20 protein-coding genes are annotated in these 23680 nt (G+C 45.5%); 15 read left to right on the forward strand and 5 right to left on the reverse strand.

What is annotated here, in order from left to right; genetic code table 11:
• Nucleotides 1-51: 51 nt before the first annotated feature.
• Both J3349_RS10085 and J3349_RS10090 read right to left on the reverse strand, forming a co-directional pair.
• Entirely contained in the window at nucleotides 52-693 is a 642-nt protein-coding gene (locus tag J3349_RS10085; protein WP_207677327.1) for a tyrosine-type recombinase/integrase, read from the reverse strand.
• Between the two features lie 794 nt (nucleotides 694-1487).
• Nucleotides 1488-2906, reverse strand: coding sequence for an ATP-binding protein (locus J3349_RS10090; protein WP_207677328.1), 1419 nt, complete (start codon nucleotides 2904-2906; stop codon nucleotides 1488-1490).
• A gap of 241 nt (nucleotides 2907-3147) precedes the next feature.
• Between J3349_RS10090 and J3349_RS10095 the strand changes: the two genes are divergently transcribed.
• The 12 genes from J3349_RS10095 (at nucleotide 3148) to J3349_RS10150 (ending at nucleotide 17833) form a co-directional block, all read left to right on the forward strand.
• Entirely contained in the window at nucleotides 3148-4647 is a 1500-nt protein-coding gene (locus J3349_RS10095) for a class I SAM-dependent DNA methyltransferase (protein WP_207677329.1), read from the forward strand.
• 26 nt (nucleotides 4648-4673) lie between these two features.
• A complete protein-coding gene (locus J3349_RS10100; RefSeq protein WP_242699614.1) occupies nucleotides 4674-5822 on the forward strand; it encodes a restriction endonuclease subunit S in 1149 nt (382 codons plus the stop codon).
• A gap of 117 nt (nucleotides 5823-5939) precedes the next feature.
• The gene (locus tag J3349_RS10105) at nucleotides 5940-6326 is read left to right on the forward strand and encodes an endonuclease domain-containing protein (RefSeq protein WP_347565005.1); all 387 of its coding nucleotides are present in this window, start codon (nucleotides 5940-5942) and stop codon (nucleotides 6324-6326) included.
• 144 nt (nucleotides 6327-6470) lie between these two features.
• Nucleotides 6471-6710, forward strand: a complete 240-nt coding sequence (locus tag J3349_RS10110) for a hypothetical protein (protein ID WP_207677330.1) — start codon at nucleotides 6471-6473, stop codon at nucleotides 6708-6710.
• A 115-nt stretch (nucleotides 6711-6825) separates the two neighbouring features.
• A complete protein-coding gene (locus J3349_RS10115; protein ID WP_207677331.1) occupies nucleotides 6826-7875 on the forward strand; it encodes a hypothetical protein in 1050 nt (349 codons plus the stop codon).
• Nucleotides 7876-7901: 26 nt separating this feature from the next.
• The gene (locus J3349_RS10120) at nucleotides 7902-11195 is read left to right on the forward strand and encodes a DEAD/DEAH box helicase family protein (protein ID WP_207677332.1); all 3294 of its coding nucleotides are present in this window, start codon (nucleotides 7902-7904) and stop codon (nucleotides 11193-11195) included.
• A gap of 735 nt (nucleotides 11196-11930) precedes the next feature.
• Nucleotides 11931-13385 carry a hypothetical protein gene (locus J3349_RS10125; protein ID WP_207677333.1) on the forward strand — a complete coding sequence of 485 codons (1455 nt, stop codon included), beginning with the start codon at nucleotides 11931-11933 and terminating at the stop codon, nucleotides 13383-13385.
• 105 nt (nucleotides 13386-13490) lie between these two features.
• Nucleotides 13491-13979: a CHC2 zinc finger domain-containing protein gene (locus J3349_RS10130; protein ID WP_207677334.1), complete on the forward strand. Its 489-nt coding sequence runs from the start codon at nucleotides 13491-13493 to the stop codon at nucleotides 13977-13979.
• Nucleotides 13980-13998: 19 nt separating this feature from the next.
• The gene (locus J3349_RS10135; RefSeq protein ID WP_207677335.1) at nucleotides 13999-15282 is read left to right on the forward strand and encodes a DNA primase family protein; all 1284 of its coding nucleotides are present in this window, start codon (nucleotides 13999-14001) and stop codon (nucleotides 15280-15282) included.
• A 123-nt stretch (nucleotides 15283-15405) separates the two neighbouring features.
• A complete protein-coding gene (locus J3349_RS10140) occupies nucleotides 15406-15717 on the forward strand; it encodes a helix-turn-helix domain-containing protein (RefSeq protein WP_207677336.1) in 312 nt (103 codons plus the stop codon).
• 15 nt (nucleotides 15718-15732) lie between these two features.
• Nucleotides 15733-17118, forward strand: a complete 1386-nt coding sequence (locus J3349_RS10145) for a site-specific integrase (protein ID WP_207677337.1) — start codon at nucleotides 15733-15735, stop codon at nucleotides 17116-17118.
• Nucleotides 17119-17584: 466 nt separating this feature from the next.
• Nucleotides 17585-17833: a DUF6061 family protein gene (locus J3349_RS10150; protein WP_207677338.1), complete on the forward strand. Its 249-nt coding sequence runs from the start codon at nucleotides 17585-17587 to the stop codon at nucleotides 17831-17833.
• A 79-nt stretch (nucleotides 17834-17912) separates the two neighbouring features.
• On the opposite strand, the gene J3349_RS10155 is transcribed toward J3349_RS10150, so the two are convergent.
• The gene (locus tag J3349_RS10155; protein ID WP_207677339.1) at nucleotides 17913-19253 is read right to left on the reverse strand and encodes an AAA family ATPase; all 1341 of its coding nucleotides are present in this window, start codon (nucleotides 19251-19253) and stop codon (nucleotides 17913-17915) included.
• Between the two features lie 448 nt (nucleotides 19254-19701).
• Between J3349_RS10155 and J3349_RS10160 the strand changes: the two genes are divergently transcribed.
• The 3 genes from J3349_RS10160 to J3349_RS10170 are packed head-to-tail and all read left to right on the forward strand — an operon-like array spanning nucleotide 19702 to nucleotide 21707.
• Nucleotides 19702-20574, forward strand: a complete 873-nt coding sequence (locus J3349_RS10160) for an MBL fold metallo-hydrolase (protein ID WP_207677340.1) — start codon at nucleotides 19702-19704, stop codon at nucleotides 20572-20574.
• Between the two features lie 2 nt (nucleotides 20575-20576).
• A complete protein-coding gene (locus tag J3349_RS10165; RefSeq protein WP_207677341.1) occupies nucleotides 20577-21014 on the forward strand; it encodes a hypothetical protein in 438 nt (145 codons plus the stop codon).
• A gap of 9 nt (nucleotides 21015-21023) precedes the next feature.
• Entirely contained in the window at nucleotides 21024-21707 is a 684-nt protein-coding gene (locus tag J3349_RS10170) for a hypothetical protein (RefSeq protein WP_207677342.1), read from the forward strand.
• Between the two features lie 92 nt (nucleotides 21708-21799).
• On the opposite strand, the gene J3349_RS10175 is transcribed toward J3349_RS10170, so the two are convergent.
• Together J3349_RS10175 and J3349_RS10180 are read right to left on the reverse strand one after the other, a co-directional pair.
• Nucleotides 21800-22414, reverse strand: coding sequence for a PBECR4 domain-containing protein (locus tag J3349_RS10175; protein WP_347565006.1), 615 nt, complete (start codon nucleotides 22412-22414; stop codon nucleotides 21800-21802).
• Nucleotides 22415-22712: 298 nt separating this feature from the next.
• Nucleotides 22713-23075, reverse strand: coding sequence for a ribosomal protein L7/L12 (locus J3349_RS10180; protein WP_242699624.1), 363 nt, complete (start codon nucleotides 23073-23075; stop codon nucleotides 22713-22715).
• Nucleotides 23076-23680 lie beyond the last annotated feature (605 nt).

A 23680-nucleotide genomic window follows, 5' to 3' on the forward strand; every position in this document is an offset into this window, starting at 1 on the left:
TTCGATTTCGTTCTTATTGGCTACCTGTGCTATTGACTTTGCTTAATTGGTCTACAATGGTGTTGGTTCTGAGAAGTTCACAGCCAGTGAGCGATACAGATGACCAAGCCTATACTTCTTCAGACCGCTTGCCAGTGCTTCCGACATTGGCAGCAGTTGAACGTGTTTATTCTTTAGATTCCGAAATGTAATCGTTCGGTCATCAAAAGATATATCCTGCATCTGCATTTCACAGACTGTTGCTTCTCGTGCTGCTGTTCCCAAAATAAAGTTGATGATAGCCCAACTGCGCCAGACAACAAAGCTGTCCTCACGTTTCGGCGGCTGAATCAGTGCACAAAGTTCTTCCTGCGTGTAAACGTCCTTGATGGTTTCTTGTGCCTTTACCATCTTGATTTTGAACGGTGCTATTTCGTCCTGCTCCATGCACCAGTAAAGGAACACTTTCACCGAACGGATATAGTGGTTGACGCTGTTTGCAGTCATTCTGCTATCCGTCAAGTGAATAACATACCGCTTGAATCCTGCCTCATTCACGGCTAACCGTTCATCTGACAGAAACTTCAAAAACCGTGTAATATCATACCGATAGCCGTTCAACGTGGCTTCTGCCGTGCCAGAATACTTCTTATCGTCCAAAAAATCTTGCTTTAGATTATCAAACCGGACTGCATTCTTCTGAATCTTCTTCATTTTTGTACCTCTGACCTCTAAAATTTTTGAAAAAATCATAGGTACAAGCCCAAAAAGCCTATATAAAACAAAAAAGACAACGAACCGTTTCTCTCAACGATTTGTCGTCCTTTTGGTGCGCTCGAGGGAACTCGAATCCCTGGCCCTCTGATTAAAAGAGCCCACCGGGCAGAACACTCTGATTTTAGAAGTTTCGAGTTTACGTCGTTTTTGCGCAAAGCATCGTGATTTTCTGCCCGGCAATTTCTGCACCCTTTGTCGTATTTTGCAAGTCAGAGTGCCCCTTGCATCCCTTGAAACCGTGCAAAAACAGTGCAGAAACCGTGCACTTACTCTGGGACAAATAAAAAATGATGATTTTTGATCCATGACTTGGTGGCGATTTGAGTGACCGCAAGGGTAAGTCAGAAATACGGGAAGCATAATGCCCACTCGTCTGAGGAGTTCTCAGGGGAGTGGGCAGTTCTGTATAATGGCATTTTGTATATGTCACTTGCCACTTTTAGCATGGAGGTTGCCAGTTTTTGAGATGAAGTTGACTCTTTTAGCATAAAGGTTGCCATTTGGGGAAAGAAGTTTCTGCTTTTTTATATGGCAAGTTTCCGCACTTTCCACACTTTCCGTACCCCATGAGATATGAACACCTGCCAAACTTTTTCAGGGGTTGCTACTTTTTTGAGGTATGGTTGCTAAACCTTGCGCAAAGGATGCTACATCTTAGTCCAAGGTCGCTAAACATAGCGCACAGAAAATCCCGCAATAATATAATTAAACTTATGATAATTCGGATTATATTATTTCTTGTAAACTGCATCTTCCTGAATCAGAATCAGGTTGGAATTCTCCGCTGCCATTTCCACCAGTCGATCTGTAAAGCCGCTCTTGGAGAACAGCCCGTACACAATTTCGTAGCCCTTAAACGCCGTTGTAAGTTCTTTGGACTGCCCCTTTTCCTGCAAAGCAGAGTAGACCGCCACATCCACAGGTTTCGCATGGTACTTGCACTCACCGAGGAACAGCCGCTTATGCTGATTATCCACCGCAGCAACGTCGATCTCCGTATCGCCCTCATTATCATTTCGCCAGTAAGAGCCAATGCGTGAGGGCGCAAATTCGATCTGCCCCTTTCGGCACAGTTCCGCAAAGATATTCCGGCAGATGCTCTCATAAGCGAAAGCCACAAATTTTTGCTTGAAGTCTTTGCCCATCTCGTCCAGCACGATCTGTTGGTTATCCAGTTCCAACTCTCCCTTGAACGGGTACACATAGCGGAACCAGAAGCGGATGAAGTTGTCCGAAACATAGTACAGGCTTTTCCGGGAACGCTCTGGATTCTTTTCGGTGATGGGAACGTTCTTGATAACAAAACCAAGGTCGATCAGTGTTTTCAGGTACGGCGTAATAGCTGACGTGTCCTGCTCCATCGTCATACCGATCTTGCTCAGCTTGTGGTTGCCGTCCGAAATCGCTTTTAGCACGGAGAAATAGTTGATAGGCGTCTGCACTTCCTCGTTGAGCAAGAAATCCGGTTCTTCATACAAAAAGCCATTTTTCGACAGTACCACACGCCGAATCTGCTCCACCAGCGGCTCGTCCGTCTGGAAAAACTCCATATATTTCGGTACGCCGCCCGTGATGGCATACTGCTCCACAGCCTGCTCAAACGACAGGTTCTGCGCCGCATACACATCCGTAAATTGCAGCGGCATCAGCCGAATCTGTGCCGTTCTACGGCCATAGAGCGGGCTGTCGTATGCCAGAGCGTGTTTTTTCATCATGCTGATGAGGGAACCGCAGAGAACCAGCATCACGTTATGGTCTTTCAGCACTTCATCCCATGCGTTTTGCAAGATGGACGGGAAATCCGGGTTCGTCTTGACCAGATACGGAAATTCATCAATGACAAGCACCTTTTTCTCGTCCGGGTGGTCATCTGCTACCACTTGGAATAAATCCAGCCAGTCGGTGAATGTGACCTTGCTGAGCATGGGGTTCTTAGTAGTGCGGGAAAGCACTCCGGCAAACCGCTTCATGCTCTGGGCTTCACTTTCTGTGGTTGCCAAAAAGTAGAACGCGCGTTTATCTTTGATAAACTCTTTGATCAGCGTCGTTTTTCCAACACGCCGCCTGCCGTAAATCACCACAAAGCCGCTGCCGTGCTCTAGCTCCGCATTCAGCGTTGCCAGTTCGGATGTTCTGCCGATGAAGTCCATACCGTGTACCTCTCGCTTAATATAATTTGAATTATGATAATTTCAATTATATTATAGCTGCTCTGCACAAAACCGTCAATAGGACGAAACATCGAATTTTCAACATCAAATTCATACAATGTAGAAAACTCCGGGCTTCCCCCTTTTGCAGATTGAACCGATCCCGAAGAAACGGTATAATAACAGTATAACAAATTATTGTTTGTCGGGCTTATTTTCTCGACACGCAGGAGGAACATACATGGTAACCGGAGAACTGAAAAGCAAAATTGACAGCCTGTGGGAAATTTTCTGGACGGGCGGCCTGACGAATCCCTTGGATGTGATCGAGCAGATGACCTATCTGATGTTCATTCACGACCTCGATGAAAGCGACAACACCCACGCCAAAGAAGCCGCTATGCTGGGTCTGCCCTACAAGAGCATCTTTGCGGGCGAGGTGCAGGTCGGGGAGCGTACTGTGGACGGTACACAGCTCAAATGGAGCGTTTTCCACGATTTCCCGGCAGGCAAAATGTACTCCACCATGCAGGAGATGGTGTTCCCCTTCATCAAGAATCTGCACGGCGACAAGGACAGTGCCTACGCCAAGTACATGGGTGATGCCATTTTCAAAGTGCCCACGCCGCTGATGCTGGATAAAATCGTGACCGCCATGGACGGAATGTATGAGCAGGCGGCGCAGCTTTCCAACACTGACATTCGCGGCGATATCTACGAATACCTGCTTTCCAAGCTGGCAACGGCGGGTGTCAACGGTCAGTTCCGCACGCCGCGCCACATCATCCGCATGATGGTTGACCTGATGCAGCCCCGCGCTGATGATGTGATTTGCGACCCGGCCTGCGGCACGGCTGGCTTCCTTGTGGCCGCTGGCGAATATCTGCGTGAAAATCGCAAGCAGGAAGTGTTTTTTGACCGCAAAAACAAAGACCACTACATGAACCACATGTTCCACGGCTTCGATATGGACCGCACCATGCTGCGCATCGGTGCTATGAACATGATGACCCATGGCGTGGACAACCCGTTCATCGAGTACCGCGACAGCCTGAGCGACCAGAACCCCGACAAGGACAAATACAGCCTGATTCTGGCAAATCCCCCATTCAAGGGCAGTCTGGACTACGACATTGTTTCCACCGACCTGCTCAAGCTCTGCAAGACCAAAAAGACTGAGCTGCTGTTCCTCGCCCTGTTCCTGCGAATGCTGAAGGTCGGCGGACGCTGTGCCTGCATCGTCCCGGATGGAGTTCTGTTCGGCTCTTCCACTGCACACAAGGCGATTCGCAAGGAGATCATCGAGAACAACCGTCTGGAAGCCGTAATTTCCATGCCCTCCGGCGTGTTCAAGCCCTATGCGGGCGTTTCTACCGCTATCCTGATTTTCACCAAGACCGGCCACGGCGGTACGGATAATGTTTGGTTCTATGATATGAAGGCCGACGGCTTCTCTCTGGATGATAAGCGCAGTCCAACCACGGAAAACGACATCCCCGATATTATCGCTCGCTTCCACAACCGGGAGGCTGAAGCCACCCGTGAGCGCACGGAACAGAGCTTCTTTGTGCCGAAAGACGAGATTGCGGGCAACGACTATGATTTGTCCATCAACAAGTATAAAAAGACCGAGTATGTGCCGGTGGAGTATCCTTCCACACAGGAAATTATGGCACAGCTGCGTGATTTGCAAAAGAAGATTGACGCAGAGATGGACGCTTTGGAAGAACTTTTGAAATGAAACAATTCTAATTTGGTGAGGAAACGATGACCACAGTAAAAATGGTGAAACTCGGCACTTTGATAAAGCCTGCTAAGCTCCAAAAGTGCGGAAATGACGATTATCCAGTGCTTTCGATGACCATGCACAATGGCTTGGTTTTCCAGAGTGACAAGTTCAAGAAATCAGTTGCATCGCAGGATAAATCCACTTATAAAGTTGTGCATCGCAATCAGCTTGTTATCGGCTTTCCGATTGACGAGGGTGTTCTCGCAACGCAGCGGATCACAGATGCCGGAATTGTAAGCCCTGCCTATGGCATCTGGGATGTTGACCAGACAAAAATCATCCCTGAATTTTTGGAATATGCGTTACGCTGCAATCGTGCGATTGACTATTATAAGGCAAAATTGCGTGGTTCAACTGCGCGCAGAAGAAGTTTGCCAACCCCGACACTGTTGGAGTTAGACGTCCCACTTCCTGATATTGAGCAGCAAAGGTTGGCATTGACAACGATTCGCCATGCAAAAAATGCTTTGGATAGCCGTCAAGCGCAGCTTACCAAGCTAGATGAACTTATCAAAGCTCGATTTGTGGAGATGTTTGGTGACCCCGTAACCAATCCTTTTAATTGGCCAACTGTTGAACTTGGGCAACGGTGTGAAATAATAACTGGAAATACGCCATCTCGCGCAGAGCCAGAAAATTACGGGACATTTATTGAATGGATAAAGTCAGATAATATTAACACTCCATCAACATTCCTCACTCCGGCTCAAGAGTACTTATCAGAAGTTGGTTTCCAGAAATGTCGTTTTGTCGAATCAGGCAGCCTACTTATGACGTGCATTGCAGGAAGTCTTAACTGCATTGGAAATGTTGCGGTAACTAATCGAAGAGTTGCATTCAATCAGCAAATCAATGCGATTACCCCAACTTGCGATAATGTTTTATATCTTTATTGGCTAATGATTCTATCAAAACCTGCCATTCATAAAACCATCAACATGGCACTTAAAGGTATCTTGAGTAAAAGTCAACTTTCTTCAATTAAATTTCCATTTCCGTCAATCGAATGCCAAAACCAGTTTGCCGCCTTTGTAGCCGAGGTAGACAAATCAAAAGTTGAAGTGCAGAAAGCCCTTGACCAGACACAATTACTCTTTGACAGCCTGATGCAACAGTATTTTGGGTAACTCCCCCAGTCGCCTTACGGCGACAGCCCCCTCAAAGAGGGAGCCTTAAAACGTGGCGGTCAGACAAAAGCCTACCTCCTTGAGGGAGGTGGCACAGCGCAAGTTGTGACGGAAAGAGTGATTTCCAAGATGTCCTTGCCCTATCAGAAAAAGCTGATTCCCCGCGCACAAGAGTTGAGAAAAAAGGCAACAAAACAGGAAAGCCATCTACGGTATGACTTTCTACACAATTATCCCGTTCGATTTCAGCGGCAGAAAACGATTGATTCGTTCATCGCAGATTTTTACTGCCATGAAGCACGATTGGTTATAGAGCTAGATGGCTCCCAGCATTATGATGAGCAGGGATTGGCATACGATAAAGAACGGTCGGCAATTTTTGCAGAATACGGTGTAAAAGTCGTTCGTTTTTCCAATTTGGAAGTTGAGAAAAATTTTCAAGGTGTCTGTACGGCCATCGACCTAACCGTAAAAGCAAGAATGCAAGCCTTAATTTCCACTTGACGACAGAAAATCTCTTCAAAATCAGCAAAAAGCCGGTATATTTTATTGAACCATGTCGCCTTTTGTTCAAAATGTTGTATAACGATAAAATTCATGATATAATGATAAAAATCGAATTTATACAATATGAAAGGAGCCTTTACGATGAATCAATTTTGCAATCAGATGTTTAACCCAACTTATGTGAACCCGAATTACTATCAGTCGATTCAATCACAAGCAATGTGGCAGTACCAGCAGAATCAAGATGCACAAGTTCAAAAGGCTGTGAACGCAACACACGATTTGATTGAAGCAGCTCGTAATTTGGATTCAAAACATCAGCAACAAGCATTTTATGCTTGTTTAGCAGTATTAGCTTTTGAACTTGGGTGGAACAACTAAATCTCTATATAACTATATGAATTTTCTTTCTGATAATCTTCGGCAATTTTTGAATAAAACTTAGAGTTCAAATAAGTTGAGTGAGCATAAAATTTCACTGGGAGAGACGTAATCAATGGGTGAATTAAACATCAATGAAGTAAAGTTTATCAGAAATATAGTAAAAGAGAGTAAGCGAACAGCCAAAATGGAATCTTGTCCGATTTGCGGAAAAATACAAACGAGCTTTTGTAATTCACATTCAATTCCTCAATTTGTTCTGCAAAATATCGCATGTAATGGGATGTTGCTTCAACTGTACACTTTTTCTTCCAATATATGGATGCCTGTATCAGAATTGGAGGGTGGAGAAAGGGGTATCAAGAATTCGGGAACGTTCCAATTTATTTGTAGAGACTGTGACAGTAAATATTTTTCGGATTATGAAAATGCAATTCGTCTTTCAGAAAGACCTACAAATAAAATGATGGCTGAGATCGAAGTCAAGAATTTTTTGATGATGCTTTATAAGAGAAACTATGAGACTGTCCTTTGCAAAAAAGTTCATGAAATGTGGAATGGAGCGAATATATCATATACACAAGCGGCACAAAAACATGATATCGTCGACTATTCAACAATGTTAAATAGAGCAAAGCGGATAATCGAAGGAAAAAGCTCAGAAGGATATAAAATCATTTTCTGGAAAAAGATTCCACATAAAGTACCGTTTGCATGTCAATCATCTATTGTGCCTTATAGGTCAATAAGTGGAGCAATTGTAAATGACGTTTACAATATAGAGAAATCCAATTTAGTAAAAGATTTGCACCTATATATTTTTCCATTAAGAGACTATACTGTAGTTGGACTTTTCTGTATTGAAACTGCACAAAAGCGATACTCAACGTTCAAAAGAGAGTTTGAAAAATTGAATGCAACTGAAAAAGAACGATATTTATGCTATTTGGCTTTTGAGTATACCGAAAATATTTTTATGTCACCAGCTGTCAATAGTAGCGTTCTAAAAAATGAAACATTGAAAAAACTTGCATATGAAACAAATGGGATTCCAGCAATTGGAGTTCATACGCCAGAAATAGATTTTTATAATAGCATGATTTATAAAAAAGTGGACTGGGAAAAAGTTCCTAATCTATTGGACAAAAAATTTGCAATTCAATAATTAAGTTGTAAAAAGGAGCCCCCACCATGACCAACTTTGACTTTCTGAAGGATGACCCGCAATTTTCCGGCTTTGCGGATGCCGCGATTGCTGCGGAGAGGATTCTGCCCATTGATGCGGCCACCGCTGTGCTGGACTGCCGCCGTGCCATGGAATTTGCAGTCAAATGGATGTATTCGGTGGACAGCTCCCTCGTCAAGCCGTGGGATGATAAGCTCATCAGCCTGATGAGTACAGAAGAGTTTCACGACATTGTAGACGATGATTTGTGGCGGCGGATGGATTTTATTCGCAAGCGCGGCAATGATGCCGCCCACGGAAGCCGCAGCATCAGCCGGGAACAGGCGGAACTTTGCCTCGAAAACCTGTTTCTGTTCCTTGATTTCGTAGCGTACTGCTATGGAACAAGCTATCAGGAAAAGAAATTTGACGCTTCCCTGCTCACACAACAGCCTGCTGCACCCGTTGCACAGCCCGCCCTGCCGGATGTGGATTTGGATGCACTTATCAAAGAAAACGCTGAGCTCAAGGCGCAGCTGACCGCCCGCCGCGAAACGCAGCAGCCCACCTATGTACCCAAGCCGCTGGAACTTTCGGAATACAAGACCCGGAAACTGTATATCGACTCCATGCTCACCGATGCCGGGTGGGTCGAGGGCAAAAACTGGGTCAACGAGGTCCCTCTGCCCGGGATGCCCAACAAGAGCGGCACCGGCTATGCAGATTATGTCCTGTACGGCGATGATGGCCGTGCACTGGCTGTGATCGAAGCAAAGCGCACCTGTAAGGATGTTGCAGTAGGCCGTCAGCAGGCAAAGCTGTATGCAGATATTCTCGAAAAGCAGTTTGGCCGCCGCCCGGTGGTATTCCTGACCAACGGTTTCGACACCCGCATTGTGGACAATATCTATCCCGAGCGCAAGGTCGCTTCCATTTACTCCAAGCGCGACCTTGAAAAATGGTTCAATCTGCAAGCAATGCGCACTAGCCTTGCCAATGTGGATGTAAACAAAAACATTGCCGGACGGTACTATCAGGAGGGTGCCATCAAGGCTGTTTGTGACAGCTTTGGCCGCAAGAACCGCCGCAAGGCTCTGCTTGTTATGGCAACAGGCTCCGGCAAGACCCGTACCGTCATTGCACTGGTGGATGTATTATTGCAGCATGGCTGGGTCAAAAACGTGCTGTTTCTGGCTGACCGCAACAGCCTTGTGACCCAGGCAAAGCGCAGCTTTGTCAACCTCCTGCCGGAGCTTTCCGTAACGAATCTCTGCGAGGACAAAGACAACTTTACAGCACACTGCGTGTTCTCGACCTATCAGACCATGATGAACTGCATTGATTCCGTTCACGATGCAGAGGGCAAGCTGTTCACCTGTGGCCATTTTGATCTGATCATCTGCGATGAAGCACACCGTTCCATCTACAATAAATACCGCGACATCTTCCACTATTTTGATGCGCCGCTGGTTGGCCTGACCGCCACACCCAAGGATGAGATCGACAAAAACACCTACGAGATCTTTGACCTCGAAAACGGCGTGCCCACCTATGGTTATGAGCTGGCGCAGGCCGTCAAGGATGGCTTTCTGGTTGATTTCCTCTCGGTGGAAAGCGAAGTCAAGTTCATGAAGAACGGCATCACCTACGATGAGCTTTCGGACGAAGAACGGGAAGCCTACGAAAACACCTTTGAGGATGAAAACGGCAACCTGCCGGCCAGCATTGATGCATCTGCTCTGAACAGCTGGTTGTTCAACAAGGACACCATTCGGCAGGTCTTGAATGTCGTTATGCAGAACGCCTTGAAAATCGACTACGGCAGCAAAATTGGTAAGACGATTATTTTTGCCAAGAGCCACTACCACGCAGAAGAGATCCTCAAAGTGTTCAATCAGGAATATCCGCACATGAACGGCTATGCTATGGTGATCGACAATCGGCTCAATTATGCGCAGAGTGCCATTGACGAATTCTCTGACCCGAAGAAATTGCCGCAGATTGCCATCTCGGTGGATATGCTGGACACCGGCATCGATGTGCCGGAGGTACTGAATCTGGTCTTTTTCAAAAAGGTTCTGAGCAAGGCAAAATTTTGGCAGATGATCGGTCGCGGAACCCGCCTGTGTCCGGGGCTTCTGGATGGTGAGGACAAGAAGAAGTTTTACATTTTTGACTTCTGCGGAAATTTTGAGTTCTTCCGCATGAACAAAGGAAACGCTACCCCGAACATGATTGCCGTTCAGGGCGCGATTTTCGGCCTGCAGTTTGAAATTGCGTATAAATTGCAGGATATGCAGTTCCAGACCGAAGAACTGAAAGCGTTCCGGACTTCACTGGTGGAGCACATGGTCAGTCAGGTGCAGAAGCTGAATCGTGACAATTTTGCGGTCAAGCAACATTTGAAATATGTCGAGTTGTATGCGGACAAGAACAGTTACAATGCGCTGACCTATGCAGATACCTTGATTGCCCGGGAAGAACTTGCCCCCTTGATCGAACCGGAGCCGGACGACCCGAAAGCACTGCGTTTTGATACATTGCTGTATGGCATCGAGTTGGCATATCTTGCCGGGAAGCCGTATAATCGTGGCCGCAGTGAGTTGCTGAAAAAAGCAAAAGCGGTTGCGAGTGTGTCCAACATTCCGGAGATCGATCAGAAACGCACGCTGCTCAAAAAAATTATCCAGACCGACTATATCAAAACTGCCGATGTGAACGAGTTTGAGCACATCCGAAAAGAGTTGCGTGACCTGATCAAGTACATCCCCATCGAGCGTGTACGGTACACCACAGATTTCTCTGACGAAATTCTTTCGACAGAATGGAAAGAAGCCGAGCTGGAAAACGATGATCTGAAAAATTATAAGGCAAAAGCCGAATATTATGTACGGCAGCATCAGGATAATTCAGCTATCGCCAAACTGAAAGGCAACATCCCGCTCACTGCCGAAGATGTCAAAGAACTCGAAAAAATTCTTTGGAGTGAGGTCGGCACAAAAGAGGATTATGAAGCCGAATATGGCACAAAGCCTCTGGGCGAGTTCGTGCGGGAAATTGTTGGCCTTGATATGGCTGCGGCGAAAGCTGCATTTTCGCAATATCTGGATGGTGCTAACCTCGACAGCCGACAGATTTACTTTGTCAACCAGATTGTCGAGTACATCGTACACAATGGCACGATGAAGGACCTCTCTGTTTTGCAGGAGCCGCCTTTTACAGATCAGGGAAGCATCGTAGAGGTCTTTACAGATTTGAGTGTATGGCTTGGTATTCGCAAGACCATTGAACAGGTCAACGCCAACGCAATCGCAGCGTAATAGAATATCTTCTAAAACGGTAAAGTGGATTTTATCCGCTTTGCCGTTTTTCTTTTTGTCTAAAATTGTGAAATTTTCAAAACTGTATTCCAAAACGGTCCTGCGGATTCCTATTAGTGTAGAGGCTTTCAAAATCTTTTGTAAAACGGCTTTCCGCTAGTTCTATAAGTGGATAATGAACGAAATCTATATTCTAAAATTAGGCAGTTCAACAAAATTTGAAAATCTGTATGCCAAACACCCATTTTAGAATGTTATAGGTATAGGTGGTTGTTTGAAAAAGTGAAAATTTTCAGAATTTTCATAAGCCCCCTGTTTAAAAACACCCCTTTAAGTTTGTATAGGGTGTAGGGACTACTTTCAGAAACGAACCCCTTTGCATTTTGGAAAGTCCACAACTTCTTACAAAACCACACTGTACCTTGACAACAACATGATCGGCTGCAAGCTACTATGCTTTTTCGGAGAAGTGCCGCCACGACAAGAGCGCACCAAGAAGAAGCCGTACGCCGGAGGAAATCGGGCAGGAACAGCTTGCGGGCAGACCGACACCGAAGAAGAACCGGGCAAGCTGGCAGAGAGGACTTCACAAGTCTTGTCTGTCAGGTTGTTCGGCGCAAGAGTACAGAGATCGCAGATCTTTGCGCGGGTCAAGGGCGGCAGCCTTGCCCAGTGGATGTGATGCCCTGCGTCATATCCTACTGGGTATTATCTGGCGCATAGCAGGCGGCAGATTTGCAGCTCCGCTGCACCGCGTTGCCCCTACCCCGCGCACGGCACTCTCTGCGTGACCCCAGAAAGGAGAGATGGTCGCTGAAACTGACCCGACACAATGGCCGCGCCGGAAAGCACGGCACTTATAACCCAAAGCACAATGACCGCAGTTTTGAAATTGCCAACAGCGAGCATATCGACCCGGAACGTGTCCAGCAAAACATTTATTGGGATTGTTATAACGGCATCCGCTCTGCTCTGCAGCCCAAGAGTGAGGAAAGTCTGGCCGACACTTTTGAAGAAGTCGAAAAGCTCTACTACAAACTCCATTACACCAACTTCACCGAAAGACAGAATGAGCGCAACGCCAAAATCCGGCACACCGAGCGAAACCGCTCCACCGAAGATTTGCTCGCCAGCAAGAAAACCTGCCCCGAAGAAAGCATCTATCAGCTTGGAACTCTGGAGAGCCACGCTTCGCCCAAAGAACTTTTTCAAATCGCCACAGAATTTATGGATGAGTTCCATGAGCGTTTCGGCAAACACGTTCACATTCTGGATTGGGCCTTGCATCTGGATGAGGGGACTCCGCACATCCACGAACGCCATGTGTTTGACTGTGAAAATAAGTATGGCGAGATTGCTCCGCAGCAGGAAAAGGCATTGGAAGCACTGGGTTTTGAACTGCCAAAACCAGACAAGCCCCTTGGACGCTACAACAACCGCAAAATCACATTTGATGCAGCCTGCCGCACGATGCTGTTTGAGATTGCCAAACGCCATGGTCTGGAACTGGACGAAGTGCCGGAATACGGCGGACAGGCTTATCTGGAAAAGCAGGACTACATCCTGAAAAGGCAAAATGAACGGATTGCAGAACAAAAGAAAGAACTGCAGGAACAAAGTATTCAATACGTCGGATTGCTGGAAGACTGCCGTAACCAGCGAGATGAATATGCTGAACTATTCAATCAGGCGATAAGGCAATCTGAAGAGATTTTGAAAAACAATGAAAAAATTAAAAGCCAGGAGAACGAATTAGAAGAACTGTTTTCGCAATGGGTAGATGTAAATGATTTGTTTAATGATGCGGTAAATGGTTCTTATGACCAAGCGGTCCTTGCGGTTTCCGATGTTGGATTAAACAAAGCATTACAGGAAACTGTAAATGAAATTGATCAACATTTGGAATGGTTAATGGAACCAGAACGAATTGCAGACTTCCGCACCAGAAAATATGCAGAAGAACAAATACTCTGCCTGCGGAAAAATATCATTGGGGCAATCAAGAGCCTTCTTTCAAGAGGGACGCAGTTCTTCTATATCCCAGAGGTGAAAAAAGCGGCCATGGAGCAAATCAAAGAGGATTCCCGTCCGTCTGTTCTACAAAAGCTGCATCAGAGGCAGGAAGAAATCAATCAGCGTGAGCAGACATGCACCAAACTGAAGAAGCGCAGTCATGGCATGGAACTGTAAAGGAGGCCAACTTTCAAGAACAACAATTTATTTGAAATCGTAAAACGGAATATCACTACTCGACAGGCCGCAGAAGCCTATGGCTTTCAGTCCAACCGCAGCAGCATGATTTGCTGTCCATTCCATGCAGACCGCAATCCCAGCATGAAAGTGGACTCTCGGTTTCACTGCTTTGGCTGTGGAGCGGATGGCGATGTGATAGACTTCACCGCAAAACTGTTTCAACTGTCCCTGCTACAAGCGGCTGAAAAGCTGGCTATAGATTTTGGACTTTCTGCAACAGATAATTTTCAACCACTTCCCTGCAAGCCGGTGGAAAAACCGCTAAGTCCGAAAGAACAACTTTACAAAATCTTGTGCAGCTATCGTACCCTGCTGGCAGATTGGCGCATGGCCTATGCACCCAAAAATCAAGAAGCATCTCTGCATCCTTGTTTTGTAGCAAGTCTACACTATGCAGACCGTGTGCAATATCTGCTGGATATTCTTTTGCTGGGAAGTCTACCTGAAAAGCAACAATTACTCAACGGAAAGGAAGTGACTGCTCTTGGAAAAGCAATCGAACGATGCAAAGAAACCGAAAAAGCAGCATAGTGCACCCGCCCGAAACTGGGTGGGTGACAACGGGAAAATCATTGAACCATTGTTCGCAGATTACTTTTTGAGCCTGCACCCCATGCGCTGCTTTCAAGGCAGATTGTTCACGGTGGATGGCATGATCGAGGATGAAGCCTCATTGAAAAAGAAAATCTATGAGCAGATTCGCTATTATGCAACCACCAGCGTAGCGCGGCGCATTGAACATATCATGCAGGCCATCAAGCTGGCCTGCGCATCCGAACCGCCGGAGATTCAGACAGACCGCATCCATGTCCGAAACGGCACATACTTTGTGGACGGTCACTTTACCCCTGAAAAAGAATACTGCATGAACCGACTGCCCATCGCCTATGTGCCAGAAGCACCAGCACCGACACGCTGGCTGCAATTTCTGAATGAGTTGCTGTACGAAGAAGATATTCCGGCCCTGCAAGAGTATATCGGCTATTGTCTGCTGCCTGTCACCAAGGCACAGAAAATGCTGCTGATGGTCGGAAAGGGCGGCGAGGGAAAATCCAGAATCGGGCTGATTCTTCGAGAATTGTTCGGCAACAGTATGTACACGGGCAGTCTGCAAAAGGTAGAAACCAACCGCTTTGCCCGTGCAGACTTGGAATACAAACTGCTTTTGGTGGACGATGACATGAAAACTGGGGCCCTGCCGCAGACCAACAACATCAAGACCCTTGTTACACTGGAAGATAAAATCGACATTGAGCGCAAAGGACAGCAGAGTGTGCAGGGTACGCTGTATGTTCGGTTTGCCTGCTTCGGAAATGGCAGCTTACACGCACTCTATGACAAGTCTAACGGTTTCTATCGCCGCCAGCTGTTGCTCACCACTAAGGAAAAACCTGTTGGCCGGGTAGATGATCCTTTCCTCATTGACAAGATGCGGGGTGAAAAAGAGGGTATCCTGCTTTGGGCATTGGAGGGGCTGCATCGGCTGATTCGGAACAACTATCAGTTTACCATCAGTGAACGCACCGCCGCGAATCTGAAAGAAGCGATGGAGCAGGGCAACAACATTCTGGGCTTCCTCAAATCTGAGGGCTACTTTGAAATTCGGCAGGGGGCCAAGTGCAAATCCACGGATTTCTATAAAGTCTATGAACGCTGGTGTCTGGATAACCTGGAAAAGCCACTGGCAGCATCCACCTTTATTCACCATCTGAAAGACAACCAGAAAAGTCTGGGCATCGTTTATGACGATAAGTGCATCGGCACAAACAGGGGCTTTCACAATGTAGACGTTGACCTGTTTTTACCCGTTGATGTTCCCAGTCCGTGGGATTAAAAAATAGAATCAACTTGAAAAAGCCCTGCTCAGCCTGCTCACAGTGTGCAATAGGCGCAGGATGAGCAGCGTGAGCAGGTGATTTTGAATTTATATCAAAAATAAAACATGGAGGTTTTGCCTATGAACAAATCTCGGCCTGTTGCGACCGAAACTGTGAAATCTTTGAATTATACGAAAAATATCTTGCAGACCATTCCGAATAACGATAAAATGGAAGTGGTCACTCAAACCAATGCCGTCAAGTCTCCGACTGACAGCCTGAAAGCCACAACACTGGTGTACACGGTGGAAGAGATCGCACAGATGCTGTCCATCAGCCTGCGCTCTGCTTACAACCTGTGCAACAGCACTACCGAATTTCGTGTTCTTCGGGTCGGCGGAAGTATCCGCATCCCGAAAGACAGTTTCGATGCGTGGCTCCGGGCAGCTTGAAAAAGGAGATAACGTATGGCATATATTACGAAACGCGGCAGCTCCTATGGTGTCCGCTATACTTACCAAGACGAGCAGGGTAAAAACTGCAACAAATGGGAAAGTTTTTCTACGAAAGAGGAGGCAACAAATCGCAAAAAACAGATCGAACACGAACTTGCAAACGGAACGTTTCTGATTCCGTCCACCATCACCGTCAAGGAGTTTTTGATGGAGTGGCTTCCCAAGCAATGCAACAAGCACAAATGGGCACCCTGCACCTATCAATCCAATCTGGGTACCGTCCAGAATCTTATCATCCCGTACATCGGCGATATGCAGATGCAAAAGCTCAAGCCCTACCATCTTGAAGACCTGTATTCTACCCTCAGCAAAACGCCCTGCGGCCAGTATTATGAGGGCAAAAAGCAGGTTCTTTCGGAAAAACAACGGCAGCGGTTTCTCTCCGGCACAACCATCCACGAGGTACATCGCCTGCTGCGAACAGCGTTTCAGTATGCGGTGGAGTGGGGCATCCTCGTCAAAAGCCCCGTTCCGGTGGACAGCCCCAAAAAGTCAATTCAAGAGCGTGCTATCTGGGATGCAGACGAGATGTGGGCCGCACTTGCCAGCATGGAGGACCCGATTCTGCATCTGGCAGTCCATCTTACGCTGGTGGGCGCACTGCGAGAGGGCGAAGTCGCTGGCCTGACCCCGGAAGATCTTGATTTTGAGGGAGCAGACGGTACAGGCACGTTCCGCATCAACAAGTGTATGCAGCGCGTCCAGAAGGCATCGCTGGCAAAAACAGGCAAGGACTGCATCTTGCAGGAATTTGAGGATAAGCGTGAGGGCAGCACCACAACGCTGGTGCTCAAAAAGACAAAAACAGCATCCTCCAACCGCACCATCTTTATGACCGCCGTGCTGAAAGAGGAATTGAAGCACTGGCTAAAGCGTCTGGAAATGGACGAAGCTGTTAACCCGGAACGCTACCGCAACAGTGGGATGCTCCTGCGCTTGCCCAACGGTTTGGCGGTAGAGCCGATCCTCATCCGCAAGAAGTTCATCAAGTGGCAGGACGAGCACCCGGAGTTCACCCGCATTGTGTTTCACGGTCTGCGGCATTCCAGTGCCACCTATCAACTGATGATCTCCGGCGGTGATGTGAAAGCGGTGCAAGGCACAACAGGCCACGCCAGTGCCAATCTGCTGGTCAACACCTATGCACACATCCAGCAGGATTCCCGCAAGAAGCTGGGTAAAAGGTTCGAGGAAGGCTTCTACAAGCCGGGAGCAACACTTGTGCAGGCTGCTCCGGTTGAAGCAGAACCGACTATCTCCGTGTCGGCACTGTTGGAGCTTCTGAAAGACGCAGACCCCTCTGTAAAAGCGCAGCTCCGCTTGGCTCTGCTGACCTGAATTGCAAAAAATAGCACGAATTGCAGAGTAATTCACGGACTTACTCTATCTGACACGAAAAATACGGACCGTGCAAAAACCGTGCAGATACCGTGCAAATGGCGCATAAAAAGAAAATCCCACGAGGAATCTTGCGATTCCTCGTGGGATTTTGGTGCGCTCGAGGGAACTCGAATCCCTGGCCCTCTGATTAAAAGAATCCAAGGCGCATCATTCGTCAAATTTCAAAAGTTCGAAGAAACGTTGTTTTTATCGTATCATCGCAAAACGTTCCTTTGCACACACCGCATTATTTGCATACAGTGTAATGCTTTGCAACCGTTATTCAGCTATTCAGGTGTGCAAAAAGTGTGCAAAAATGTGCAGACGGGCAAAACAAAGCCCAATGGACAAATCAACCACCGGTTTTATGGCAGGGTTTAGGACATCCGAACAGACACCGTTTGATATAGAAATGAGGTTCACCATGAACAAACTGCTTTCCTGCCGCTTCAATATGGACACCAACCGGGTGGAAGCCCGGTTCGAGGATGGCACCACTCTTGCCATCGACTGCATCGCCGTGGAGGACGAGTATGGCAACACCCCGGCACAGCGGGCAGAGCTGGACTGGCTTCTGTGGAACAAGCCATTGGAGTATGCACAGCTTGTGCTGGGTGGTGAGATAGAGCATTATCTTTCCCTCAGTTGCGACCACGGCAGATTAGAAGATTAAATCTTCATCATTAAAATCCCCTGTTTTCCACAATGTGCTACGCCATGTGAAAAACAGGGGATTTTCTTTATTGCGCCAATTATTCGCACATTTTCTCTAATAGTTCTCGTAATTCTGTGCTTTTCAATTCTGGCACTCCACCGTATTCTCGATTCAAGTATTTATTACGGATATTGTTGGTTGCATAGGTACGCTTTTTATAATCTGTAATACACTTTATCTGTTTATCCCATGGAAATTCCGGATTCATTTGCAAAATATAAGTCGCAGTTCTTGCAAAGTCTGCCTCCATCAGCATGGTATTGTGAGTCGTCATAATTAGCTGTCCCTTAATCATAGGCTGAATCGTCTCTAACAGATTTTGAAACAACAAGTCATGAATATTCGCTTCTGCTTCATCTAAAATTACAGTTTTTCCCATGCACGCTACCAGCAAATAGCACAATATTCTTAGTAACTGTCGATTACCTGTTGATTCCCGTTTGAATTCTATGCGGCGATAGCTATTGGCAATATATTTTTCTTCCATCAACTTATAGTAAATCAGCTCACCCACATACTCTTTTTCGTAGGTGACACAACGAATACTTGGATCATACATTGCAAAGAAATGTGAAAAAAATGCTTCTACTTGATCAAGTTCATGTTCTCGTTTGAGAGAGATTTTACCCGACAATGGCTGATTCAAAACCTTCAATTGTGCGTGTAGACCTTCCCAACTTTTGTCTCCCATAGATACCGTGCAAGATAAATTTCGGAATTCATTCAGAACCACATTGAAATTCTCTGTTATGTTATCACGTCCGAACGAATTGGATTTATCCTTCATCTCGTAAATTAAAATTGCCAGGAGCGAATGTTTTCCCCAATAGCGTTTTGCCATTTCTTTTACATCTGTCAAAAATTCCTTTCCCTGCTCTTTTTCGACAATTGAATCATTTATATTGATGCCTGTAACGCTACAATCAAAATACAGTCCGCGGCGACGGTTAAGAACAAATTCCAGCCGTTCATGAAGAATTTCATCTTGCCCAAACTCCACTCGATAGCAGCCGTTATTTCCATCAATATTAAATTCGTATTCGGCAATAATAGGATTTTCACAATCAGCCATTTGGTAATCTTTAATGATGGCAGACATATCACGTAACCTTTGTCGTATGTGCTCCCGCATTTCCTTTTCCATATTTTCATCTTGGAAAATAGCACCTTGCGCTAAAATGCGTTCATAGGCCGCTCTCGCATCCATTGTGCGTGTCAGTTCTGGCAGCAGAACAAAAGCAGACATTAAGTTGGACTTGCCCGCACCATTTTCTCCGTAAAGAATAGCAAGATGCTTGGCCGTATTTCCTTTTTCCGTTAAATCCAACTCAATGTGGTCAAATGATCGAAAGTTCTCCAGTGTTATCTTCGTAAACATTGTTCTCTCTCCTTTGCCACCAGTATCTCACACCTTGCCCGAAATTTCAAGTCTTAATCTTGCTTTGTGTGAATTTAACTCGTCATTTCGATGAGCATATTCTCATTTTTACTAATTATTTTCCGAAAAGCCTTGACAATCATTTCTTTTGGAGGTACAATGCAGACAAGGGGTTAGCACTTGGGCTCTCCAAGTGCCAATCTTCCGTTTCGGGCATGAAAAAAGACGCCTGCCAGGGCGTCTTCTTTCCCAGCTATTCCAACGGATTGCCGGCTTGATACTTCTATATCATTGGCATTATACCATAAATCAAGCCTTCCTGCAATCGGAATTTTCTGGCAAGTCATGCTCGGTTGCGGCATTGCACCGTTTTTCGTGCCGTTGCCATCACTGCACCTGAGGAATTCCTTTTAGGTGCCCGGACAACTATTTATAAGGAGCTTAATTTATGGTTGTAAGATTTTTTAGCGCACGCAATTATTCCGATTCCAGTAAAAACAATGGCGACTGCATCCTTCTGGATAGCGGCACCGAACTAGTCATCTACGACTGTGGTTGCGAAGAACACGCACGCCGGGTTGTTCAGTATATGGATACTCACGGCTTCAAAAAAGCAAAGTTAGTACTATCTCATAACGATGCCGATCACTTCGATGGAATCCCCTACCTAATTGAACATGGTGTTCTTTCGGAAGTCTACACTCTTCTCTTGCTAAAGTACAAAGATGAGCTTTTGGATCGGGTCAACGATAAACGTCGCACGCGGGAATCCATCGCCAATCGGATTGCGGAAATTTATAACAATATCTATTCGCTGTCTGCACAAGTGGAGCTTAAAGACATTTTTACCGATACTGCGGTATCTGCAGGAGTTTCTATTCCAGGTCCAGGAAAAGAATACTCTTTAAATGCCGTTGCTAAAAGGATTGATAGTCGAGAAAGTGACCTTATCGACAAGGAAACAATTGTAAATGCTGTCAGCACTCAGCTATCTGTCGATTTTGGCTCCGGTAATCGTTTATTGCTCACCGGCGACAGTAGTTTTACTGCGATTGAAGATTCAGTAAAGTCACATTCTGCTATTCAGCTTCCTCATCATGGAAAACTAGAACAAGCCGAGAAGATTTTTGCCTGCAAAAATAATAGTACTATTTACTATGTTTCTGATAATACTGGAAACTCAAACGGTGGTTCTGATAATTTGAAAGCCATGCATCCTCGTGGACATGTGATTTTCTATACGGAAAACGGAGACCAGACTTGCACAGCTTCCTCCTTTGGCACCACTTATCCTGTTCGTTCCTATTTCTACGGGTTTTGATTATGAGGTATTTACTACATCAGAGCCAGTTCAAAGAACTGCATGCTCGTCAAACCTATTTGTATGACATCTTCCATCTGTATTTTGTTCCAACAAAATCAGAGGGAAACTTTATTGTCCTTGTTCCGCTAGGAAGGAATTATTCCAATATACTTTTCATCACCGGACATACAAACTTTGTTTGGGAGTACATGCTTTCGCATATCCATCAGCTCCCTGAACGTCGTGTTGTTATCACTAGCTGTTTTGGGAACATTTTCAGAAAATTTGCTCGTGACTGTGAAATATATGTTCCTAATTTTTGTCAGGATTTGTGTCCGCTACGAAGCGGCATTCCTTATGGATTTCAATTTGATATTTCCGATGCCGAGCTTTGTTTCTACAACACACCTGGGGCCATAGAAAAACGCATTCACGCAGCGTATAAGCAGCTCTTATAAGGAGAGTATATGAAATTAGATTTATTTGACTCTTATAATATTCGTGTACGTCTAAGCAGTAGCATTATAATTTTTGCTCCCCTTGTGCTTACCGTATTTCTATGCTTTGATGAATTGTTCTCATTTATCTCATCCTCTGTTTTGGTTGCAATTCTTTTGGCGTTTACCAACTGCCTTCCAATTTTTCAAAGATATATTTGTCAGAAGAGAGTTGCTTTCAAAAACTATGCTGTAGAGTTTCTCCTACCTCATGACAATACACTTAACCCTGTCACAAAAAAGCGCTACTATAACATCCTCGTTAAAACAAATGTGGCATTTGCAGCTTTTCAATCCCCTAATGATAGTGAAGGTTTTCGTCAATGCTGCGAAAGTGCGGTTCGGTATTTAAGGGAAAAAACCAGGAATTCCCCTCTAGTCATAGAAGAAAATATCAACTACGGGTTCTATAAGACTCTTGTTTCATGCAAACCACTTGGAATTGTTTCATGCATAGTATTGGGTCTTTTTGTCGCCATATATTCATTACTTTACTTTAAAAATCTTTCCTTAATACCAATGAGGAATTATCTCGCATTCTCTTTCAACATTATCTTGCTTATATTCTGGATTTTTGGGATCAGGCAAAGTATTTTGGAAGACACCGCAAAGCAGTACGCCAAAACACTGCTTTCAGCTATTGATTCTCTTTAACAAAATCATCTTTATACCACCATATTGTATCTTTAAAACGCCTAACCATTGCAAAGCACCTGCCATGGTTAGGCATTTTTATTTAGTCAAACTTATTCCCCTGCCTTCGACAAGCGGTCATACAGAACCACCGTGTCCTGTGTTTCGATATGTACACGCTCCTTCTTCAGGAGGGTTCGGGGACGTTGGTTTGCGCGGTAGTCGCGACCGCTCTCTTCAAAAGCAGAACAACACAGAAAGTCACATATCGCATTGCCGGAAAGGGATTCACGGATAATGAATACAAAGGCAGTTGGTTCAATCTGGCTGGAAATCAAGTAATCCGCTTTGATTTTGGTCACGAACGGATAGAACTGGGGCATATAGGAAAACAAATCGAACTCCTGTTCCAGTGTTTCTTTCAACCGCACCAGTGCCAGCAGACGCGGTTTCACATACTCCTGATAGAGTGTACCCTTCTTTACCTTGTCGTAGGTGATCTTGCCGGATAGAATCATATCCACTGTTTTGCGCGGGCTATACCGGGGAAGGGCAATATCTTTCAGGTAGTGGAATCCAGCAAGGTGAGGGAAGTCCTCTGGTGAAAATGTCAGCTTGATCTCGTGCAGTTCACCCTTATAGCCGTAGGTGAAAACATAGTGGTACTCAGTCAGTTCTTTCCAGACTTCTGCTGCCCGATACAAAATATCTTGCTGTTCGTCCTGCACGTTTTCACCTTCCCTCAAAAAAATAGAAGCCCTGCCGAAAGGCAAGGCTCCTATTAAGCGTTTTCTTTCGATTCATCGAATCTATTCGGCTTGTGGTTATCGCTTAACCCACGGTCTGGCTCCACAATCGGCTGATACCGAACCAGTCTACTGTTTCATCGCCACCGATAGCTGGTCAATGCCGCTATCCTCTAGCTTTATTATACCACAAAAGGACGTAAGTTCAAGCACTTAAATTCAAAAAACACTCAATCGTATTATATGCAAGTTATACTAGATGGTTCCTTATGGTATCGGTTCATCTAATTTCGACTGTAGCGCCAACTGCTTCAATTTTTCGTTTGATTTCCTCGGCTTCACCCTTGGAAACCTTCTCCTTGATAGCCTTTGGAGTGCCATCAACAATGGCCTTTACCTCTTTCAAATCCAGATTAGTAATATCCTTCACCAGCTTGATGACTTGCATTTTGGTAGTACCCGCCCGCACAAGGATTACATCGAATTTTTCTTCGCATTGGGGTGTTGGCTGTACGACAGGCATCGAGGATTGCTCAAGCAAATCTGATTGCTCCGTTTCTTCACTTTCAGACGTTGCAAAAATCGCAGCTCCCGCTTTAAGTTTTATAATTTTATTTGTCAGTTCAGAAATTTCACCATTCAACTGGTCAAGTTGCATATTCAGTGGTTTGAGTTCCTTTTCCGCTTCAAATTTCTCTGAAGCAACTACCTTTGTCAACTGCTCCATTTCCCCGGACAGTTCTTTTAGCTGTTTCTGAAGCCGTTTTTTCTCTTTTCCTTGGAAGAAGCCGAGTTTTTGAATACGCTCTTTCAGCTGCTCTGCTTCACTGTGTTTTTGCTCGCGCAGTGCAAAAGAGGGAAGGTTATTGAGACTTTCCTTCTTGCTGTTAAGTTCACTTTGGACTTCACAATGTCTTCTTGTAAGCTCATCTCTTTGAGCTTCCAGTTCTTCAATTTGTGATTTCACTTCAGGGTGAGCTACCCAATACTCGGCAATTTTTTTCTGCTCGGCCTTCCGTCTGGCTTCTTCGACTTTTTGAGCAATTTCTTTTTCGGCCGTTCTTACTTCGGAAATGCCACGATTCCATTCGTCAATTTCATTTTGACGAAGCTTCTTAGCACCATCTGCAAGATACAGATTTCGATTATAGTGTTTATAGCCACCGTCAAAGCTCACTTCGTAAGATTGACCATTCATGAGCTCAGTCTGAATATGAATAAGATTATTATAAATCTGTACTTTCAGAT

Source organism: Faecalibacterium sp. Marseille-P9590 (assembly GCF_017377665.1).
Taxonomy (GTDB): Bacteria; Bacillota; Clostridia; order Oscillospirales; family Ruminococcaceae; genus Faecalibacterium.

Bases quoted from the DNA above. Each gene is read 5' to 3' on its own strand.
- J3349_RS10095 (WP_207677329.1), top strand. From the start codon at position 3,148: ATGGTAACCGGAGAACTGAAAAGCAAAATTGACAGCCTGTGGGAAATT.
- J3349_RS10155 (WP_207677339.1), bottom strand. From the start codon at position 19,253: ATGTTTACGAAGATAACACTGGAGAACTTTCGATCATTTGACCACATT.
- J3349_RS10110 (WP_207677330.1), top strand. From the start codon at position 6,471: ATGAATCAATTTTGCAATCAGATGTTTAACCCAACTTATGTGAACCCG.
- J3349_RS10085 (WP_207677327.1), bottom strand. From the start codon at position 693: ATGAAGAAGATTCAGAAGAATGCAGTCCGGTTTGATAATCTAAAGCAA.
- J3349_RS10090 (WP_207677328.1), bottom strand. From the start codon at position 2,906: ATGGACTTCATCGGCAGAACATCCGAACTGGCAACGCTGAATGCGGAG.
- J3349_RS10145 (WP_207677337.1), top strand. From the start codon at position 15,733: ATGGCATATATTACGAAACGCGGCAGCTCCTATGGTGTCCGCTATACT.
- J3349_RS10165 (WP_207677341.1), top strand. From the start codon at position 20,577: ATGAGGTATTTACTACATCAGAGCCAGTTCAAAGAACTGCATGCTCGT.
- J3349_RS10115 (WP_207677331.1), top strand. From the start codon at position 6,826: ATGGGTGAATTAAACATCAATGAAGTAAAGTTTATCAGAAATATAGTA.
- J3349_RS10160 (WP_207677340.1), top strand. From the start codon at position 19,702: ATGGTTGTAAGATTTTTTAGCGCACGCAATTATTCCGATTCCAGTAAA.
- J3349_RS10100 (WP_242699614.1), top strand. From the start codon at position 4,674: ATGACCACAGTAAAAATGGTGAAACTCGGCACTTTGATAAAGCCTGCT.
- J3349_RS10120 (WP_207677332.1), top strand. From the start codon at position 7,902: ATGACCAACTTTGACTTTCTGAAGGATGACCCGCAATTTTCCGGCTTT.
- J3349_RS10150 (WP_207677338.1), top strand. From the start codon at position 17,585: ATGAACAAACTGCTTTCCTGCCGCTTCAATATGGACACCAACCGGGTG.
- J3349_RS10170 (WP_207677342.1), top strand. From the start codon at position 21,024: ATGAAATTAGATTTATTTGACTCTTATAATATTCGTGTACGTCTAAGC.
- J3349_RS10130 (WP_207677334.1), top strand. From the start codon at position 13,491: ATGATTTGCTGTCCATTCCATGCAGACCGCAATCCCAGCATGAAAGTG.
- J3349_RS10140 (WP_207677336.1), top strand. From the start codon at position 15,406: ATGAACAAATCTCGGCCTGTTGCGACCGAAACTGTGAAATCTTTGAAT.